We start from the raw sequence: 18,829 nt of genomic DNA, 5'->3' as shown, positions 1-18,829 counted from the left end.
CGCCAAATGCAAGTCTCGCGGTGCGGGCTTTGCATTTGGTTTGAACGGAGTCACGACCATGAGTGAAACATCCAACATCGTTCTCAACGTCAATGGCATCGAGGTGATCTACAACCACGTGATCCTCGTGCTCAAGGGCGTGTCCCTGCAGGTACCCGAAGGCGGCATCGTCGCCATCCTCGGCGGCAACGGCGCGGGCAAGACCACGACCTTGCGGGCAGTGTCCAACCTGCTGGCGGGTGAGCGCGGTGCGGTCACCAAGGGAAGCATCGAGCTGCGGGGCGAGCGCATCGAGAACCTGTCACCGGCCGATCTGGTCAAGCGTGGCGTGGTGCAGGTCATGGAGGGGCGTCACTGCTTCGCCCACCTGACCATCGAAGAAAACCTGCTGACCGGCAGCTACACGCGCAGTGACAAGGGCGAGATCGCCGCCAACCTGGACAAGGTCTACACCTACTTCCCGCGCCTCAAGACCCGGCGCACCAGCCAGGCGGCCTACACCTCGGGCGGTGAGCAGCAGATGTGCGCAATCGGCCGGGCGCTCATGTGCAACCCCTCCATGGTGCTGCTGGACGAACCCTCCATGGGGCTGGCGCCGCAGATCGTCGAAGAGGTGTTCGAGATCGTGAAGGACCTCAACACCAAGGAGAAGGTCACCTTCCTGCTGGCCGAGCAGAACACCAACATGGCCCTGAAGTACGCCGACTATGGCTACATCATGGAAAGCGGCCGGGTGGTGATGGATGGTGCCGCCGACTACCTGCGCACCAACGAGGACGTGAAGGAGTTCTACCTCGGCATGGGGGGCGGAGAGCGCAAGAGCTTCAAGGACGTCAAGAGCTACAAGCGACGCAAGCGCTGGCTCGCGTGATTCAAGATGAAATTTGGCTGTAGTCCGCATGGGTATTTCGTATGCAGCTATCGCTTTAATAGCAAAACGATTGGATTCAGGAGGGTGGCATGAACGCTGTGTATGACGCGCTGGAGACCCGCACGCCGGCCGAACGCGAAGCGGCATTGCTGGCGGCCTTGCCGGCCCAGGTAGCCCAGGCGCAGGGCCGCAGTGCAGCGTTTGCGCGCATTCTCCAGGGGGTCGATGCCTCGTCCGTCACCAGCCGTGCCGCCCTGGCGCAGTTGCCCGTGACCCGCAAGGGTGAACTGCAGGCGCTGCAGAGCCAAGGCCGTGAAGCCGGGGGCGATGCCTTCGGCGGTTTTACCACCCTGGCTTGGGGCGCGGGCATGCCGCGAGTGTTTGCGAGTCCCGGCCCTATCTACGAACCCGAAGGCACGGCACGCGACTACTGGCGCATGGCGCGTGCCATCTTTGCCGCGGGCTTTCGTCCGGGGGAGCTGATCCACAACTGTTTCTCCTACCACTTCGTGCCCGCCGGTTCGATGATGGAAACGGGAGCCCATGCTTTGGGTTGCACAGTGTTTCCGGGCGGCACCGGCCAGACCGAACAGCAGGTGCAGGCCATGCGCGAGTTGCAGCCTGCAGGCTACATCGGCACACCCAGCTTCCTGCGCATCATCGTGGAGAAAGCCGCCGAATTGGGCGTGGCCTTGCCAAGCCTGAAGAAGGCCATGTTCGGGGGCGAAGCCTTTCCGCCCTCGCTGCGCGACTGGTTCATGGCGCGCGGCATCGATGGTTTCCAGTGCTATGCCACGGCGGACCTGGGCCTGATCGCCTACGAGACTGCGGCCCGCGAAGGTCTGGTGCTGGACGAGGGCGTGATCGTCGAGATCGTGCGACCGGGCACGGGTGACCCGGTGCCCGAGGGTGAGGTCGGCGAGCTGGTGGTGACGGTGCTCAACCCCGACTATCCGCTGGTGCGTTTCGGCACCGGTGACCTCTCGGCCATTCTGCCGGGTACCTGCCCGACCGGGCGCACCAACACCCGCATCAAGGGCTGGATGGGTCGTGCCGACCAGACCACCAAGATCCGTGGCATGTTCGTGCACCCCAAACAAGTCGATACCGTGGCCAAGCGCTTCCCGGAGGTACTCAAGGCGCGTCTGGTGGTCTCGGGTGAAATGGCCAACGACGTGATGACACTCAGGGTGGAAGCGGGCAGCAGCGTCGCCGGTTTGGCCGAACGCATTGGCGAGGCCGTGCGTGACGTCACCAAGCTGCGCGCGACGGTGGAAGTGCTGGCTCCGGGCAGCCTGCCCAACGATGGCAAGGTCATCGAAGACGCCCGCTCCTACCAATAGCGCGGCTCAAACCCCCCAGACGATTTCCTTGTTGGCTTCAAGACAGCGCTCGATCATCGCGATAAAGGGCGTGGCGCGCTGGCGCAGCGAAATACCCTCAAAACTGGGGGGCGGCAATCCTTCCTCAAGCGCCTGCTCCATTGCCTCCTTGCGGTGCTGCTCGTCGGCGGCAATGGCAGCGTGCAGGGCCGCGATCGCCCCCGGCATATCGGCCGGCTCCAGGATGCCACGTGCCCTGTCAGCTTCTTCGGTTCGCCCTAGAATTTTCAGTATCTGGCGGCCGTTGGGCTCCAGCATAATCAGGTCGCCGGTGACCCGGGATTTGAATTTGTACATAGCGCAGTAGAGGAGCGATTGGTGGCGGATCTTCACATACATCGCGAGCACAGTCTAGGCCTGGCCGGTGCCCGCAAGGTGGCCAAGGAGTGGGCGGCGCACGTCAAGGACGAATTTGACATGGCGTGCACCTTCGACGAGGGCAAGGCGGGGGACACCGTGCACTTCACCCGCTCTGGGGTGAACGGCACGCTGGAAGTCACCGCCACGGCTTTCGAGTTGCATGCCAAGCTCGGCTTCCTGCTCGGGGCCTTCAAGGGGCGCATCGAGGCCGAGATCGTCAAGAACCTGGACGAGTTGTTGGCCAGCAAGCCGGCCCGTAAATCGGCTGCGGCAAAAAAATAGCGCCTTCCAAGGCGCTATGGTTTCGGTAGCTGCCTGCGCAGTATCTACCGATAGTCTGGCTGTTTTTTAGCTCAGGGATTTGATCAGGTCGATGTATTCCTGCATGGCAGCCTTACTGTCGGTGCCCTTGAGTCCGTTCCAGGCATCCCACTTGGCGCGTCCCACCATGTCCATCATGCCGGGGCGCTTCTCGGTGTTGTCCCCGGCAGTGGCCTGCTTGTAGAGGGCGTAGATTTTCAGCAGCGTGCTGTTGTCGGGACGCTCGGTCAGTTTCTTGGAATTGGCGACGGCAGCGTCAAATTGTTTTTTCAGATCGGCCATGGTGTACTCCAGTGTGGCGGGGCAAAGCCTCCGGTTCATGAACAGCCCGCCCGCAGGCAGGTGACAAGGCGCTATCTTAGGCCCTAATTGCCGTCAAAATACGCTCACCGGGCCCGGCGTGCGGACGCCGCGCCCCCATTTCCCCTGTCCCAGGAGTTTGCATGCCGCCGCGCCGCCCCTCACCGTCCAGCACACCACGCCGCCCGCGGCCCCGGCGGGAGAAGACGGCCCCCCTGGTGACCCCGGGCCCGCACAGCGAACGCATGGGGCGGGTGGATACCGCCTGGCTGCGGATGGATTCCGACATCAACCGGATGGTGATCGTCGGTGTCTGGGTGCTGCGGCCTGGCATTTCGCGCGCAGCCCTGCGCCAGCGGCTGCAGGAACGCTTGCTGTGCTACCCGCGCTTCACGCAACGGGTGGTCGAAGATGCCGCGGGAGCCCAGTGGGTCCCTGATGACGACTTTGACATCGACCGCCACCTTGTAACGGAAACCTTGCCACGCCATGCCGCTGGTAGTGCCCAGCGAGCCCTGCAGGACCGGCTTGGGCAGCTGGCCATGGAGCCCCTGGATCCGCGCCATCCGCTGTGGCAGTTTCATCTGGTGGAGGACTACCGTGGCGGGTCGGCCCTGTTGGTGCGCATCCATCACTGCATCGCCGACGGGATCGCCCTGATCTCAGTGATGCAATCGGTGACCGATGGCGGAACGCCACCACTCGTTCCACCCGCCAGGACCGAACACCATGCGGGGCTGGCCTGGGGCGCCGAGGAATGGCTGGCCGACACCATCATCCGGCCTCTGACCGGTTTGACCGTCAAGGCCGTTGCCATGGCGGGAGACCAGGCGGCACGCTCGGCAGGCTTCTGGATGCACCCGCAGAAGGGCTTCGAAGACAGCCTGCAGGGGTCTGTCGATGCGGCGCACCTGGCATTGCAGGTGGCTTCCGACATGGCGGCACTGGCGCTCATGCCAGACGACACGCCAACGCCGCTGAAAGGCCAGCCCATCGGCGCCAAGCGCGTGGCCTGGTGCCCCCCCCTGCCACTCGACGACGTCAAGGCAGTGAGCAAGGCCCTGTGCTGCTCCATCAACGACGTGCTGCTGGCGTGTGTGGCAGGTGCGCTGGCAGCGCACCTGCGGCGCAAGGGCATCGACACCCACAGCACCGAGATCCGTGCCATGGTGCCGGTGAACCTGCGGCCATTGGCGCAGGCCCACCAGCTCGGGAACCATTTCGGTTTGATTCCGGTGGTGCTGCCTCTGGGTTTGGACAACCCGCTGGAGCGGGTGTACGAGGTGCGGCGAAGGATGCAGGCGCTCAAGGGCAGTACCCAGCCGCTGATGTCCTACGGTTTGCTGGCCTTGGCGGGTCTGTTGGTCAAGCCGGCACAGGACGCCTTGCTGGGCCTGTTCTCGCGCAAGACGACGGCCGTGATGACCAACGTGCCGGGCCCGCGCGAGAAATTGCACCTGTGCGGGTCGACCATCGAGGAATCGCTGTTCTGGGTTCCACAGACCGGTACCGTCGGACTGGGCGTGTCCATCCTCAGCTATGGGGGAGGCGTGCAGTTTGGGGTTGTCGCCGATGCGGGGCTGTGCCCCGACCCCCAGGCGATCATTGACGGCTTTGCGCCCGAGTTCGGCCAGCTGACCACGCTGACCTTGATGCTACCGTGGGGAGAATCAGACTGAGGCTTGTTCGCGGGCCAAGGCCAGCAGCAGGGCTTCATGGGCATCCGCGGGCTGCATGCGCAGAGCGTGCTGATAGAGCGCCTGGGTGCCGCCGTCGTCGCCCGTGGACTCCAGCATCTGCCGTCCTTGCGCGCAAGCCACCAGCACATAGGGTGACTGGGGACTCAAGGACAATGCCTTGGAAAACAGGGCCATGCCCGTGTCCCTGCGTACGCCATAGGTCATGTGGGCAATCAGGGCTCCGACCTTGTCGATGATGTCGGCGTGGAACATGGCCAGTGCGACATAGGCATCGGCGCGATCCGGCCGCAGCGCGATGCTGGTTTCCAGTGCCTGCTTGGTCTTGCTGCCGATGCCCATGGCGAGCGCCTTGGTGACGCTGATGCCTTCGCTATAGCGCCCCAGCGCGTAACCGTGCCAAAAGTGGGCGCTGGCGTTGTGGGGGTCTTTGCCACAATCGTCGGCAGCACGCCGGGCCACGTCCAAGAACACCGCATGCCGTTGCTTCTCCGAGGGCTCGAGGTAGGACGCATGGATGCAGGCCGCCTTGTTGGCGACGTTGTGGCCCTGCGCGCCCAGTGCCAGGCCCAGTGCCACTGCCTTCTCGAACTGTCCGCTGTGGAAGTGGCACCAGGCTTCGGTGAGCCGATCGGTGTCAGGCAGCGGTTCGGCATCGCTGGCGTGCAGGCGTGACCACAGACGTCGGAGCTTGGCGCGGTCGAACCGATGGGCCACGGACGTTGTCATGTCGCTTGCGTGGGTGCGATACGGGAGCGCTCAGGCAGCGCTGGGTGTCTGGTAAGCGGACACCAGGCTTTGCAGATGGGCACGCTGGCCTGCTTCCAGGTACGGGGTGAGCAGGCTGAGCACGTGTTGGGCGCCGCGCAGCAGGGCCGACTGGGCGCTGCCCGGCTCCAGCGCGTTGCGGGGGTCACGCACGTACTCAAAGCTGAGCCAGTAGGTCAGTACCACCACCATGCTGGTGGCGGTAGCGTCCATCTCGCGCGAGTCGATGCGCATGGCGCCGGTGCGGTTGAGGCTGTCGAGCATCGCCTTCACCGAGCGCGTCTTGTTCTTCAGCACCCACTGGAAGTGCGTTTCCAGCCGCCGGTTTTTGCTCAGCAGGTCATTGAGGTCGCGGTACAGGAAACGGTACTGCCAGATCAGTTCGAACAGCGAGTGCAGGAAGAACCAGGCATCTTCCACGTCGCGCACGTTGTCGCTGGCATTGAGCAGTTCGTTGAGCGCGCGCTCGTAGCGGTCGTAGAGCGAGTTGATGAGCTCGTCCTTTGCCGGGTAGTGGTAGTACAGGTTGCCCGGGCTGATGCCCAGCTCGGCCGAGATCAGCGTGGTCGAAACATTGGGCTCGCCGAAGCGGTTGAACAGTTCGAGCGTGACTTCCAGGATACGTTCGGCAGTGCGGCGGGGGGCTTTTTTGACCATGGTGGGGCTCTCACTAGGCAGTACGGCGTTGGGCGCGCGAGACAGCATCGCCCAGATCGTCCATGACCTCCTGCAGGGTGGCAATGGCACGGCCGACTTGGGTGCTGGCGGGCAGCGGTGCACACAGGTGGCGTTTGTGGTCATCCAGCACCGCATGGTTGAGCGTGATGCCGTGTCGGGCCAGCTTTTCACTCAGGCCCAATTTGCGCGAACGCAGCATCTGGCGGGTGCGCTGGTAGGCGTGCTCGGCGAGCTGGCGGCGCTGTGAATAGCTGAACGTGTTGGCCAGGAACATCTCCGGGTCGCGGTGGTCAGGCTCGAACAGCACGATGTCGGTGTTGGGGTACGCGCGTTCGTAGTGCTTGAGGCCGAGTTCCATCCGGGAGTGGATCATGGAGCGGAATGTCTGGCTCAGCACTGCCGGCAGGCCGCCTTCGACGATGCGCGGGATGCGGCGCTTCTCTGACGGGAGCGCGCGCTGCATGACCCGCGCGTGCTGGGGGTGCGTCGAGTCGAAGGGCACCAGGGGGTTGAGGCAGATCAGCAGATCCACACCGTCTTCCAGTGCCACCGAGGCATGCATGGTCTTCTTCAGCGCGCCGTCCACGTAGTATTCGCCATCGATTTCCACGGGGGGGAAAAGACCCGGCAACGCCGAGCTGGCCCGCACTGCCTGGGAGATGGGTACATGGTCCCAACCGGGCTGGCCAAAGGGCGCGGCTTCTGCGCTGTCAAGATGTGTGGCGACCAACGTGAGCTTTGTCTTGAGCTGGCGGAAGTCGTTGGTACGGCCATTCTGGCTGAAGAGCCGCTCCAATTGCGTGTGGATCTGGTGGTTCGAGAACACGCCGGTGGGCAGGCTCGCGCTCAGGTGCTCGATGATGCGCACCAGGGGTTTGCGTTGCACAGCCAGCTTCCAGAAGGCGCTCAGCAGCAGCCCCGGCAGCTTCAGGCCACGGCGCAGGAACTCGCCATAGGCTGGGACCATGAGCCACGAGGGGTCGAAGGTCTCGGAAGGTTCGCTGTCGTTTTCAATGAAGGAGGCGCACAGTTCGCGTGGCGTGAAGCCGTTGGCCAATGCTGCCGTGATGAAGCCACCGGCCGAAACGCCGACATAGTGGTCCAGCTGTCGGAAATCGAGTCCGCTCAAGGACTCTTCCAGCGCACACATGGCGCCGATCTCGTAGATGGCTCCAAGCGGACCGCCACCCGCCAGAGCGAGCGCGATGCGGGGGCGGTGAGCGGGTAGGTTTTCCATCGGCGTTGGGTCGGAGACTGCAGGTGTGGTTGTTCAAAGACGGGGCGCCTTCAGTGCCCAGTCCAAGGGAGGCCCCCGGGTGCGGGCTCGGGTGGCAAGGGCCGTGGTCGATCAGGATGCCTTGCGGCGGCTGGCCTTCTTGGCGGGTGCCTTGGCGCTGGCCGATTTGGCTGCCGCTTTTGGTGCTGCCTTGGCAGCGGGTTTGCTGGCGGGTGCCTTGGCACTGGACTTGGCTGCCAGGGCCTGGACGGCCTTGTTCAGGGCGTCTATGCGCTCGATCAACGCGCTCACGTCCTTGGCGGAGGGTACACCGAGCTTGTTCAACGCCTTGGCTACGCGCTCTTCGAAAATGTTCTCCAGCTTGTCCCACTGGCCCGAGGCCTGCTTGGAAATGTCGTTGGCCATGTGGGTCATGCGGGAGGTCGCCTCGGTCAATTTCTCGCCGGCTGCAGCCTTGGTCTTGCGCTGGATCGTGGCGCTGTCCTTGACCAGGGTTTCCAGTGCGCGAGCGCCTTCCACCTGGGCTTTCGCGATTGCGCCGAGACCGGCCTGGAGAATTTGCTGTGCCGAGTCTTTCATCGTTTCACCCAGGGCGCTGGCGGGGGTGGCAGTGGTGGATTTGTGCAGTTTCTTGACCATGGGGTACTCCGGTGGGTGGCTTGCATGCTCTGACCGAAACAGCCTCGGCCGGGCATGTACTGTGCTGGAGTTTAGACCAGGCCCCGATTGCGCTTTGTGCACTGCAGCATGCGCTGCCCAATGCGTCGCCGTCAGGAGGTCGGAAATCCCTGCATTGTTATTTGTTCAGGGCAATATGCTTCTGGGTTTGCTATGATTTGTTTTCCATTTTGACGGAGATACTGATGACCAACCTTTTGGATATTCAAAGCCAAATTGAAAAACTGCAAAAGCAGGCCAACGATATTCGCGCCAAGGAATTTGACGCCACGGTGCAGGACATACTGGCCAAAATGCAGGCATTCGGTATCACCATCAAGGATTTGCAGACTGCCAAGCCGGCCAAGGGACGCAAATCTGCGGCCAAACCGCGCACTGCGAAGGCGGCCAAACCATCCAAGCGCGCGGGCGTTGCCGTTGCTCCGAAGTACCGCGGACCCAACGGCGAAACCTGGACGGGCCGTGGCCTGATGCCCAAATGGCTGTCGGCGCTGGTGGCGCAAGGTCAAAGCAAGGAATCGTTCGCCATTTCTGCCTGAGTCCGTCAGATAATCGGTCTCGTACCCGGGCCGCTCCCGCAGGGAGTTGGCCTTTTTGTTTTTCGGGAATACTGTGATGTCCACCCTGCCAGCCTCCGACCAAGCCCAGATACTCGCGCAAGCGCTGCCGTATATCCGCAAATTCCATGGCAAAACCATGGTGATCAAATATGGCGGCAATGCCATGACTGACCCTGCATTGCAAAAGGCGTTTGCCGAAGATGTGGTGCTGCTGAAACTGGTCGGCATCAATCCGGTGGTGGTGCACGGTGGCGGCCCCCAGATCGAGGGGCTGCTGCAGCGCCTGGGCAAGAAAGGTGAATTCATCCAGGGCATGCGGGTGACCGACCCGGAGACCATGGAAGTGGTGGAGTGGGTACTGGCCGGTGAGGTGCAGCAGGACATCGTCGGACTCATCAACCAGGCCGGTGGCAAGGCCGTGGGTCTGACCGGACGCGACGGCGGCATGATCCGTGCGCGCAAGCTCAAGATGGTCGACAGCACCGACCCGAGCAAGGAACACGACGTGGGCCAGGTGGGGGACATCGTGGCGGTCGACCCCAGTGTGGTCAAGGCCTTGCAGGACGATGCCTTCATTCCGGTCATCAGCCCGATTGGCTTCGGCGAGCACAACGAAAGCTACAACATCAATGCCGATGTGGTGGCGGCGAAGCTGGCGACGGTGCTGCAGGCCGAGAAGCTCATGATGCTGACCAATATCCGCGGTGTGCTGGACAAGGAAGGAAATCTGCTCACGGAGCTCACGGCGCAGCGTATCGACGAGCTGTTTGCCGATGGCACCATCAGTGGTGGCATGCTGCCCAAGATTGCCGGTGCCCTCGATGCCGCAAAGAGCGGTGTCAACTCGGTGCACATCGTCGATGGTCGCGTGGCCCATGTGCTGCTGCTCGAAATCCTGACCGATCAGGCGTTTGGCACCATGATCCGCTCGCATTGACGTTGCTCTTGTTTTGATAGCTCGTTACGCAATGGATTCGCTGGCTGGAGGCTGAAAATGCGATTGCTGTTGGTCGAGGATGACGTCATGGTGGCCAGTGGTATCAAGCTGGGGTTGTCCGATGCCGGCTACGCCGTGGACTGGGTCGGCTCGGCCGAGCGCGCGCTGGAAGTCACTGCCCGTGAAACGTTTGACCTGGCCGTGATCGACATCGGTCTGCCACGCATGGACGGGCTGGCCCTGACACAGCAGTTACGCCAGGCCGGTCACAGCATGCCGGTTCTGATCCTCACCGCGCGCGATGCGCTGCAGGACCGGGTGCAAGGGCTCGATCAGGGTGCGGACGACTACATGGTCAAGCCCTTCGAGCTGCCCGAACTGCTGGCTCGGCTGCGTGCGCTGCTGCGGCGTTCGCAGGCCGCCACTTCGGCGGTCCTGACGTTCGGGCCGCTGGAGCTGGACACGGCCATGCGCCAGGCCAGCATCCGTGCGCGCCACGGAGACCAGGCAGCCCAACCCCTGGAGCTGGGGCCGCGCGAGTGGACCGTGATGGAGTACCTGCTGATGCAGGCGCCCAAGCCTACCAACAAGGACAAGCTGCTGCAGGCCCTGACCGGCTGGGACAAGGAGATCACGCCCAACGCGGTCGAGGTTTACATCTCGCGCCTGCGGGGCAAGCTCGAACCCCATGGCATCGCGCTGCGTTCCATCCGGGGTTTCGGCTATCGCCTGGAGTTGGTACCGCTGCCGCCTGCAGCTGACGTTGCACCATGAGTACCGGGCTGCAGCGGCGCCTGCTGGCACTGCTGCTGGTGCCGCTGTTGTTGCTGGCCGGATTCAATACCTGGTTTGACTACCGCCTGGCGGGCAATGCCTCGCTGCAACAGGACCGTGCGCTGCTGGCACTGGTGCCCTTGCTAGCCGACTCGGTGGTGGCCCGACCGCTGTCGGAGGACGCGCCCTTGCCGCTGTTGACGGCGCCACCAGTCGACCAGTTCCTGGCCGAGCACAACGGACTGGCGGCTTATTCGCTATCGGATCTGGAGGGTCGGGTGCGGGCCGGGGAAGTCTGGTTGACCGGCCCCACACCGGCCGATGCGACACCTGCCTACTATGGCGAGGAGCAGGGGGGCGTGCATTACCGGGTGGTGGCGCAGCGCGTGCAGACCGTGGCCGGAGAGTTGGTGGCCCGCATCGCCGATGGTTCGGACGCGCGCCAGCAGTGGATGCAGCAGCTCTGGTTCAAGGTACTGCTGCCGAATGCCTTGCTGGTGCTGGGGCTGTTCTTTGCCGTGAACTGGGCCGTTCGTCGTGCCCTGCGCCCGCTGTTGGAACTCAAGGACCAGGTGGAGCGGCGCAGTCCGCGCGATCTCTCGGCCTTTGATGCCGAGGCGAGTCCCGACGAAGTACGCCCGCTGGTGCTCGCGCTCAATCGGCTGTTTTCCCTGGTCAGTGCCCAGGCGGTGAGCCAGCAGCGCTTCGTGGCCGACGCGGCGCACCAATTGCGTACTCCCTTGGCGGCGTTGCAGGCCCAGGTGGAAGCATGGGCCCAGGCGTCCACCCATGGCGGAACCGCTGACTGGCGCGACCGCGCCGGGTCCGTATCCGGGACCAAGCATGCGCTGGCGCCCGTTGACATCACCGTCAGCGCAGAGCAGGTGCAGGCACTGCGTGCGGCGGTGCGGCGAACCTCCCAGCTGGCCAACCAGCTGCTGGCGCTTTCGCGGGTGGAGGCGCGCCAGGCCCATGGTGCTGCCCACCGGGTCGACTTGGCGCAACTCTGCGAGACGGTGTTGCTGCACCACCTCGACGCCGCTGCCGCCAAGGGCATAGACCTCGGGGTGGACACGGCTCCGGCGCAAGTGGACGGACACGAGTGGCTGCTGCGCGAGATGCTGTCCAACCTGGTGGACAACGCGATCAAGTACACGCCCACGGGTGGGCACGTGACCGTCCGGTGTGGACGGAAAGACGGGGCACCTTTCCTGCAGGTGGAAGACGATGGTCCTGGGATCGCGCCGACTGAGCATGAGCAGGTGCTGGCACCGTTCTACCGGGTTCCCGGTGCGCCCGGGGAAGGCAGCGGGTTGGGACTGGCGATCGTGCAGGAGATTGCGGCCGTGCATGGCACGCATGTGGCGCTCGCCCCATCGCCGCTCGGCACGGGCTTGAGAGCCAGTGTCGGATTTCCAGTGCAGAAGCCATGACGCATGCGCATGGCGGTGTGCGAAAATTTCACTACCCATTCCGACTGCCACCCCATGGATGACACGCCCTCCACTGCCCAGGCCGAGCCCTCTGCGCCCTTGCCGGTGCGCAAGCGCCCCAAGCCCGGGGAGCGGCGTCTGCAGATCCTGCAGACGCTGGCACAGATGCTGGAAGCACCGGGTGCGGAGCGTGTGACCACGGCGGCCTTGGCCGCTCGTCTGTCATTGAGCGAGGCTGCCCTGTATCGCCATTTCGCCAGCAAGGCGCAGATGTTCGAAGGTCTGCTGGACTTCATCGAGTCCTCCCTGCTGACGCTTGTCAATCGCATCGCCACCGCGACCGAGGGTCCTGGTGCCGGTCGTCGCCAGTGCAGCGCCATCGTGGCGGTGGTGCTGCAGTTTGCCCAGAAGAATCCGGGCATGGCGCGGGTCATGGTAGGTGACGCCCTGGTGCTGGAACACCCACGCCTGCAGCAGCGCATGAACCAGCTGTTCGATAAGCTTGAAGCGGCGCTGCGTCAGGCCCTGCGTCTGGATGCAGGCGCCGCAGAAACCGATGCCGTTGTGGCAGCGGCGGTGCTTTCCGCGTTCATGGTGGGGCGCCTGCAGCGCTTCGTACGCAGCGACTTCGCTCGCCTGCCGACCGAGCGGCTCGACGAGCATCTCGCCTGGATGTTCGGGTAAACCCCGAACATCCTTAGGTGGTCAACTCTAGATCACCTAATTCACTGGAGGGTTTTCGGGAATTGCTGCAAAATAGCACGATCGTTCTATTTTGAGGTCTCGCCCATGCGCCATCCCGAACCCGTTGCCACGGCCACTGAGCTTGCTGCTGCGTCGGCCAAGCCTGTGGTGGGCCGGGTGTCACACAAGGGGCAACAGACCAAGCAGGCCATCGTGGAAGCGGCGTTGGCATTGTCCTCTCAGGTAGGGTTGGAGGGCATCAGCATCGGCGCCGTGGCCGAGGCTACCGGGCGCAGCAAGTCGGGCGTTTTTGCCCACTTTGGCTCCCGTGAAGAGTTGCAGATCTCCGTGGTACGCGAGTACTTTCGCCAGTTCGAGCAGGAAGTGTTCTACCCGGCCATGCGCGAGCCCCGCGGCTTGCCGCGGCTGGTTGCCCTGTATGACCGCTGGATGAACGTGGTGGCCAACGAAATGCAGTTCGGTTGCATCTTCATCAGCGGTGCAGTCGATTTCGACGACCGACCCGGTCCGGTGCGCGACACGCTCGCCGAATCCGTCACCATCTGGCTCAGCGCCGTGGTGCGGGCCATCGCACAAGCCAAGCAGGAAGGGCATATCCAGGCGGACGCCGATGTGCACCAGATCGCCTATGAAGTTCATGGCCTGATCCTCGCCGTCCACTACGAAGCCCGTTTCCTCAAGAAGCCCGGATCCGTGCAACGCGCTACGGCCGGGATCCGCCATGTATTGCAACGCTATGCCGAACCGAAGGCACTGGCGCAGTTTTCGCTGGTGTAAGTCGAACTGACGACACCTTCCCTTTTTTCTCACCCCTTAACCAGGAGTTCAGACCATGCCGACTTACACCCCCCCGCTGCGCGACATGCAGTTCGTGATGCACGAAGTACTCAACGTGGTTGACGAACTCAAGCAGATTCCGCGCCATGCCGACATCGATGCGGACACGATCAATGCGGTTCTGGAAGAAGGCGGCAAGTTTGCGGCCGAAGTGCTGTTCCCGCTGAACCAGTCGGGCGACGCCGAAGGTTGCACCTTGGACCAGGCGACCCACGCGGTCACCACGCCCAAAGGATTCAAGGAAGCCTATCGCCAGTTCATCGACGCGGGCTGGGCAGCGTTGGCGTGTGACCCCGAACACGAAGGCCAAGGCCTGCCGTTCGTGGTGAACACGGCCTTCTACGAAATGCTCAACAGCGCCAACCAGGCCTGGACCATGTACCCGGGCCTGACCCACGGTGCCTATGCCGCGCTGGAAACCCACGGCACGCCCGAGCAGAAGGCCACCTACCTGAAGAAGATGACCAGCGGCGAATGGACCGGTACCATGTGCCTGACCGAACCCCACTGCGGTACCGACTTGGGGCTGATGCGCACCAAGGCCGAACCCCAGGCGGACGGCACCTACAAGATCACCGGCAACAAGATCTTCATCAGCGCCGGCGAGCATGACATGGCCGAGAACATCATCCACCTGGTGCTGGCACGCCTTCCCGATGCGCCTCCCGGCATCAAGGGCATCAGCCTGTTCATCGTGCCGAAGTTCCATGTGAACAAGGACGGTTCACTGGGTGCGCGCAACGGCATCTACTGCGGCGGCCTGGAGCACAAGATGGGCATCAAGGCCAGCGCCACCTGCCAGATGGTGCTGGAAGACGCCGTGGGCACCATGGTGGGCGAACCCAACAAGGGCATGCAGGGCATGTTCGTGATGATGAATGCCGCACGTCTGGGCGTGGGCAACCAGTCGCTGGGTTTGACGGAAGTGGCCTACCAGAATGCCCTGGCCTATGCCAAGGACCGTATCCAGATGCGCAGCCTCTCCGGCCCGAAGGCCAAGGACAAGCCGGCCGACCCCATCATCGTGCACCCCGATGTGCGCAAGATGCTGCTCACCGCCAAGGCCTACGCCGAAGGCGGCCGCATGCTCGAGAGCTACTGCGCCATGTTGCTCGAAAAGGAGCACCACCACCCCGATGAGAAGGTGCGCAAGGATTCCGGCGAAATGCTGGCCCTGCTGACCCCCATCGCCAAGGCCTTCCTGACCGATAACGGCCACATCTCCACCAATGCCTGCATGCAGGTGTTCGGCGGCCACGGCTTCATCAAGGAATGGGGCATGGAGCAGTACGTGCGCGACAACCGCATCAACATGATCTACGAAGGCACCAACACCATCCAGTCGCTGGACCTGCTGGGGCGCAAGGTGCTGGCCAACAACGGCGCCACACTGCGCAAGTTCGGCAAGCTCGTGGGCAAGCTGGTGGAAGAGGAAGGCGTCAACGAGAAGATGTCCGAATTCATCACCCCCATCGCCATCCTGGGCGACAAGGTCACCAAGTTCACCACCGAAATCGGCTTCAAGGGCTTCCAGAATCCCGATGAAGTGGGTGCTGCTGCCGTGGACTACCTGCGCGTCTGCGGTCACCTGGTGTTCGGCTACTTCTTTGCCCGCATGGCCCAGGTAGCCCTGCGCCAGATCGCCGCGGGCAATAACGACCCGTTCTATGTGGCCAAGCTGCAGACGGCCCGTTTCTACTTTGCCAAGCTGTTCCCCGAGACCGAAACAGCGATGCGCACCGCCCGTACCGGCGCCAAGGTCCTGATGGACACCGACGCCGTGTTTGCCTGAGTTTCAAACCACCATATCTACAACGAGGAGACACCATGAAACGTACCGCCATTGCACTGAGCCTGGGCCTTGCCTGCGCCGCTTCCTTTGCCCAAATGACCCCCGTGGGTCTGTGGAAGTCGGTGAGCGACAAGGACGGCTCGGTCACCGCCGAAATCCGCATCATCGAGACCGCCGGTGTGCTCAGCGGCAAGATCGAGCGCGACCTGAGTCCGACCGCCAAACCCACGGACAAGTGCACCGACTGCAAGGATGACCGCAAGGACCAACCCATCGCTGGCCTGGAAATCATCCGTGGTGTGAAGAAGCACGAAGTCAAGGACTACTGGGACGGCGGCACCATCGTCGACCCGCAGGGCGGCACGGTCTACCGCGTCAAGATCACCCCGGTGGATGGCGGCAAGAAACTTGAAGTGCGTGGCTATGTCGGCACGCCGCTGTTCGGGCGCACCCAGACCTGGTTGCGCGCGCAATAAATTTTCTCCAATCCGCTCTGCAGCGCCCTGTGCGCGGCGGAGCGATCTCGACAGGAAAGCTCCATGTCCAAGTTCCAAGTCAACAAAGTGGCCGTGCTCGGTGCCGGCGTGATGGGCGCGCAGATCGCGGCCCATCTGGTCAACGTCAAGGTGCCGGTGGTGCTGTTCGACCTGCCGGCCAAGGAAGGTCCCAAGAACGGCATCGTGACCAAGGCCGTCGAAGGCCTCAAGAAGCTCAAACCCGCCCCGCTCGGCGTGGTGGAAGACGCGGCCCTGATCCAGCAGGCCAACTATGAGGAACACATGGACGTGCTCAAGGAATGCGACCTCATTATCGAGGCCATTGCCGAGCGCATGGACTGGAAGCTGGACCTGTACAAGAAGATCGCTCCCTTCGTGGCTCCCCACGCCATCGTGGCATCCAACACCTCGGGCCTGTCGATCACCAAGCTCTCCGAGGCGCTGCCCGAAGCGATCAAGCCGCGCTTCTGCGGCATCCACTTCTTCAACCCGCCGCGCTACATGGCGCTGGTGGAACTGATCAACACCCCCACCACCGAAGCGCGTTACCTCGATGCGCTCGAAGCCTTCGTGACCAGCGGTCTGGGCAAGGGCGTGGTGCGCGCCAAGGATTCCCCCAACTTCATCGCCAACCGCGTCGGTACCGCTGGCATGCTGGCCACGATGAAAGAGGCGCAGAACTTCGGTCTCACCTTCGACGTGGTGGACGACCTGACCGGCAAGAAGCTCGGCCGGGCTTCCAGCGGCACCTACCGCACTGCCGACGTGGTGGGCCTGGACACCCTGGCCCACGTAATGAAGACGCTGCAGGACACGCTCTCGCTGGAGACCGATCCGTTTTATGGCAGCTTCGCCACCCCCGAAGTGCTCAAGACCCTGGTGGAGCTGGGCAACCTAGGCCAAAAGACCAAGGCCGGCTTCTTCAAGAAAGTTGGCCGCGATGTGCTGCGCTTTGACCTGGCGAGCAAGGAATATGTGCCCGCCGGCCAGAAGGCCGATGAGGTGTATGGCCGCATGCTGAAAAAACCGGCCGCGGAGCGCCTGAAGCTCCTGCGCAATTCGGAAGGCAAGGAGGGCCAGTTCCTCTGGGCCATCCTGCGCAATGGCTTCCACTACGCTGCCGTGCACCTGGCATCCATTGCCGACAACGCCCGCGATGTGGACTTCTGCATGCGCTGGGGCTTTGGCATGAAGCAAGGTCCGTTCGAGCTCTGGCAGGAAGCCGGTTGGCTCGAAGTGGCCAAGATGGTGCAGGAAGACATCGACGCGGGCAAGGCCCTGTGCAACACGCCGCTGCCCAAGTGGGTGTTCGAAGGCCCTGTGGCTGAGCGCGGTGGTGTGCACCAGCAGGAAGGCTCGTTCAACCCGACCACAGGCCAGTTTGTGGCGCCGCGCAATCTGCCGGTGTACCAGCGCCAGCACTTCCCCGAAACCGTGCTGGGCTCCAACGCACCCAAGGCCGAAACCGCCGGTACCACCGTGTTCGAGGACGAATCCATCCGTCTGTGGACGCTCGACAACGATGTTCTGATCGCCTCCATCAAGACCAAGATGCACGCCATCGGTGGCGGCGTCATCGAAGGCCTGCTCAAAGCGCAGGCCTTGGCCGCGGAGAGCTACCAGGGCCTGGTGATCTGGTCGCCCGACGAGATGTTCTCGGCCGGTGCCGACCTGCAGAGCATGATGCCCGCCTTCATGATGGGTGGCGCCAAGGCCATCGAAGGGGCCGAGGCCGAACTGCAGAAGGCCATGCTCCAGCTTCGCTATTCCAATGTGCCGGTGGTATCTGCCATCCGCGGTCTGGCGCTCGGTGGCGGCTGCGAACTGGCGGTGTATTCCAGCAAGCGCGTGGCAGCCATGGAAAGCTACATCGGCCTGGTGGAAGTCGGCGTGGGCCTGGTGCCTGGTGCCGGTGGCCTGACCTATATCGCCCGCGGTGCTGCCGAGAACATGGCGCTTTCCACCTCCAAGGACATCCTGCCCTTCCTGACCGAAGGCTTCACGGCCGCGGCCATGGCCAAGGTCGGCACCAGCGCGCTGGAAAGCCGCAAGCTGGGCTACCTGCTGGACAGCGATGTCATCGTGCCGCACAAGGACGAATTGCTGTTCGTGGCCATCAACGAAGCCAAGGCCATGTACGCCAGTGGCTACCGCGCACCGCACAAGCGCAGCTTCCCCGTGGCGGGTCGCAGCGGCATTGCCACCATCACCGCGCAGTTGGTGAACATGCGCGACGGCGGCTTCATCAGCGCCCACGACTTCCACATCGGCAAGCTGATTGCAGAAGTGGTCTGTGGTGGCCAGGTGGAAGCAGGCTCCATGGTGACCGAGGAGTACCTGCTGGCACTGGAGCGCAAGGCCTTCTGCAGCCTCATCACCCACCCCAAGACGCAGGAACGCATCATGGGCATGATGAGCACGGGCAAGCCAGTGCGCAACTGACATGGCCAAGCCCCAAGCAGCCGCCCAGCGGCCCAATCGCCTCACACGCACCCTGGCCAAGCTGGACCTGGTGCCGGCACCGCTGCGCCAGCATGCGCGCAACCTGGTGTTGCGTCGCGCCGTGCCCTTCACCGGCACGGCTCGCCTGGACTTCTGCGTCATGACGCCCGAGAAGGTGGAAATCGCCATCGCCAACGAACGGCGGGTGCAGAACCACATCAAGGGTGTGCATGCCGCGGCCATGACCTTGCTGGCCGAAACGGCTACCGGCATGGTGGTGGGCATGAACGTGCGCGACGACTGCCTGCCGCTGGCCAAGGAGCTCAAGGTGCAGTTCAAGCGCCGCACCCAGGGTGACATGCGTGCCGTGGCCCGCCTGACCGACGATCAGCGCCGGCTGATGCAGGCGCAGGACAAGGGCGAGGTGACGGTCCCGGTGATCGTGACCGACGCTTCGGGCGAAGAGCCCATTCAGTGTGAATTCATCTGGGCCTGGGTGCCAGCCAAGAAGCAGGCGGTGCCTGCCTCGGCACCTGCCCAGCCCGCCCGCGCCTGAGGCC

General features: G+C 63.5%; 20 protein-coding genes. 14 read left to right on the top strand and 6 right to left on the bottom strand.

What is annotated here, in order from left to right; genetic code table 11:
- Positions 1 to 58 precede the first annotated feature (58 nt).
- Both RQP54_RS03245 and RQP54_RS03240 read left to right on the top strand, forming a co-directional pair.
- A complete protein-coding gene (locus RQP54_RS03245; RefSeq protein WP_315676731.1) occupies positions 59 to 871 on the top strand; it encodes an ABC transporter ATP-binding protein in 813 nt (270 codons plus the stop codon).
- A gap of 89 nt (positions 872 to 960) precedes the next feature.
- Positions 961 to 2,214, top strand: coding sequence for a phenylacetate--CoA ligase family protein (locus RQP54_RS03240; protein WP_315676730.1), 1,254 nt, complete (start codon positions 961 to 963; stop codon positions 2,212 to 2,214).
- A gap of 6 nt (positions 2,215 to 2,220) precedes the next feature.
- Here the strand turns inward: RQP54_RS03240 and RQP54_RS03235 are convergent, their stop codons facing one another.
- Entirely contained in the window at positions 2,221 to 2,550 is a 330-nt protein-coding gene (locus RQP54_RS03235) for a DUF1840 domain-containing protein (protein WP_315676729.1), read from the bottom strand.
- A 21-nt stretch (positions 2,551 to 2,571) separates the two neighbouring features.
- Between RQP54_RS03235 and RQP54_RS03230 the strand changes: the two genes are divergently transcribed.
- Positions 2,572 to 2,895, top strand: a complete 324-nt coding sequence (locus tag RQP54_RS03230; RefSeq protein ID WP_315676728.1) for a polyhydroxyalkanoic acid system family protein — start codon at positions 2,572 to 2,574, stop codon at positions 2,893 to 2,895.
- A 66-nt stretch (positions 2,896 to 2,961) separates the two neighbouring features.
- On the opposite strand, the gene RQP54_RS03225 is transcribed toward RQP54_RS03230, so the two are convergent.
- Positions 2,962 to 3,216 (bottom strand): acyl-CoA-binding protein, encoded by a 255-nt coding sequence (locus tag RQP54_RS03225; protein WP_315676727.1) that lies wholly within the window; start codon positions 3,214 to 3,216, stop codon positions 2,962 to 2,964.
- A 161-nt stretch (positions 3,217 to 3,377) separates the two neighbouring features.
- On the opposite strand from RQP54_RS03225, the gene RQP54_RS03220 reads away from it, so the two are divergent.
- Positions 3,378 to 4,913 (top strand): wax ester/triacylglycerol synthase family O-acyltransferase, encoded by a 1,536-nt coding sequence (locus tag RQP54_RS03220; protein ID WP_409997521.1) that lies wholly within the window; start codon positions 3,378 to 3,380, stop codon positions 4,911 to 4,913.
- Here RQP54_RS03220 and RQP54_RS03215 read toward each other — a convergent pair.
- The 4 genes from RQP54_RS03215 to RQP54_RS03200 all read right to left on the bottom strand — a co-directional run bounded on the left by RQP54_RS03215 (position 4,905) and on the right by RQP54_RS03200 (position 8,253).
- Positions 4,905 to 5,660: a hypothetical protein gene (locus tag RQP54_RS03215; protein ID WP_315676726.1), complete on the bottom strand. Its 756-nt coding sequence runs from the start codon at positions 5,658 to 5,660 to the stop codon at positions 4,905 to 4,907. The two genes, RQP54_RS03220 and RQP54_RS03215, sit on opposite strands and share 9 nt — an antisense overlap.
- Positions 5,661 to 5,690: 30 nt before the next feature.
- Positions 5,691 to 6,356, bottom strand: a complete 666-nt coding sequence (locus tag RQP54_RS03210; RefSeq protein WP_315676725.1) for a TetR/AcrR family transcriptional regulator — start codon at positions 6,354 to 6,356, stop codon at positions 5,691 to 5,693.
- Between the two features lie 13 nt (positions 6,357 to 6,369).
- Positions 6,370 to 7,614 (bottom strand): patatin-like phospholipase family protein, encoded by a 1,245-nt coding sequence (locus RQP54_RS03205; protein ID WP_315676724.1) that lies wholly within the window; start codon positions 7,612 to 7,614, stop codon positions 6,370 to 6,372.
- A 111-nt stretch (positions 7,615 to 7,725) separates the two neighbouring features.
- Positions 7,726 to 8,253, bottom strand: a complete 528-nt coding sequence (locus tag RQP54_RS03200; protein WP_315676723.1) for a phasin family protein — start codon at positions 8,251 to 8,253, stop codon at positions 7,726 to 7,728.
- Between the two features lie 20 nt (positions 8,254 to 8,273).
- Here RQP54_RS03200 and RQP54_RS03195 point away from each other — a divergent pair, with 20 nt between their 5' ends.
- From RQP54_RS03195 to RQP54_RS03150, 10 genes are all read left to right on the top strand, one after another.
- Positions 8,274 to 8,831, top strand: a complete 558-nt coding sequence (locus tag RQP54_RS03195; protein ID WP_315676722.1) for an H-NS histone family protein — start codon at positions 8,274 to 8,276, stop codon at positions 8,829 to 8,831.
- A 76-nt stretch (positions 8,832 to 8,907) separates the two neighbouring features.
- Positions 8,908 to 9,789, top strand: coding sequence for an acetylglutamate kinase (argB, locus tag RQP54_RS03190; protein ID WP_315676721.1), 882 nt, complete (start codon positions 8,908 to 8,910; stop codon positions 9,787 to 9,789).
- 57 nt (positions 9,790 to 9,846) lie between these two features.
- Positions 9,847 to 10,563 carry a response regulator transcription factor gene (locus RQP54_RS03185; protein WP_315676720.1) on the top strand — a complete coding sequence of 239 codons (717 nt, stop codon included), beginning with the start codon at positions 9,847 to 9,849 and terminating at the stop codon, positions 10,561 to 10,563.
- Positions 10,560 to 11,996 (top strand): ATP-binding protein, encoded by a 1,437-nt coding sequence (locus RQP54_RS03180; RefSeq protein WP_315676719.1) that lies wholly within the window; start codon positions 10,560 to 10,562, stop codon positions 11,994 to 11,996. The genes RQP54_RS03185 and RQP54_RS03180 overlap by 4 nt, the downstream gene beginning before the upstream one ends.
- 54 nt (positions 11,997 to 12,050) lie before the next feature.
- Positions 12,051 to 12,680, top strand: a complete 630-nt coding sequence (gene slmA, locus RQP54_RS03175) for a nucleoid occlusion factor SlmA (protein WP_315676718.1) — start codon at positions 12,051 to 12,053, stop codon at positions 12,678 to 12,680.
- A 105-nt stretch (positions 12,681 to 12,785) separates the two neighbouring features.
- Positions 12,786 to 13,478 (top strand): TetR/AcrR family transcriptional regulator, encoded by a 693-nt coding sequence (locus RQP54_RS03170; RefSeq protein WP_315676717.1) that lies wholly within the window; start codon positions 12,786 to 12,788, stop codon positions 13,476 to 13,478.
- Between the two features lie 55 nt (positions 13,479 to 13,533).
- Entirely contained in the window at positions 13,534 to 15,330 is a 1,797-nt protein-coding gene (locus tag RQP54_RS03165; protein ID WP_315676716.1) for an acyl-CoA dehydrogenase C-terminal domain-containing protein, read from the top strand.
- A 35-nt stretch (positions 15,331 to 15,365) separates the two neighbouring features.
- Positions 15,366 to 15,806: a DUF2147 domain-containing protein gene (locus tag RQP54_RS03160; protein WP_315676715.1), complete on the top strand. Its 441-nt coding sequence runs from the start codon at positions 15,366 to 15,368 to the stop codon at positions 15,804 to 15,806.
- 63 nt (positions 15,807 to 15,869) lie between these two features.
- Positions 15,870 to 18,269 carry a 3-hydroxyacyl-CoA dehydrogenase/enoyl-CoA hydratase family protein gene (locus RQP54_RS03155; protein WP_315676714.1) on the top strand — a complete coding sequence of 800 codons (2,400 nt, stop codon included), beginning with the start codon at positions 15,870 to 15,872 and terminating at the stop codon, positions 18,267 to 18,269.
- Between the two features lies 1 nt (position 18,270).
- The gene (locus RQP54_RS03150; protein WP_315676713.1) at positions 18,271 to 18,825 is read left to right on the top strand and encodes a DUF4442 domain-containing protein; all 555 of its coding nucleotides are present in this window, start codon (positions 18,271 to 18,273) and stop codon (positions 18,823 to 18,825) included.
- Positions 18,826 to 18,829: the final 4 nt, after the last annotated feature.

Source organism: Curvibacter sp. APW13, from assembly GCF_032337135.1.
In the GTDB taxonomy this organism is placed as follows: domain Bacteria; phylum Pseudomonadota; class Gammaproteobacteria; order Burkholderiales; family Burkholderiaceae_C; genus Allorhodoferax.
The sequence above is the reverse complement of the archived record's forward strand: the minus strand, read 5'-3'. Positions and strand labels throughout refer to the sequence as shown.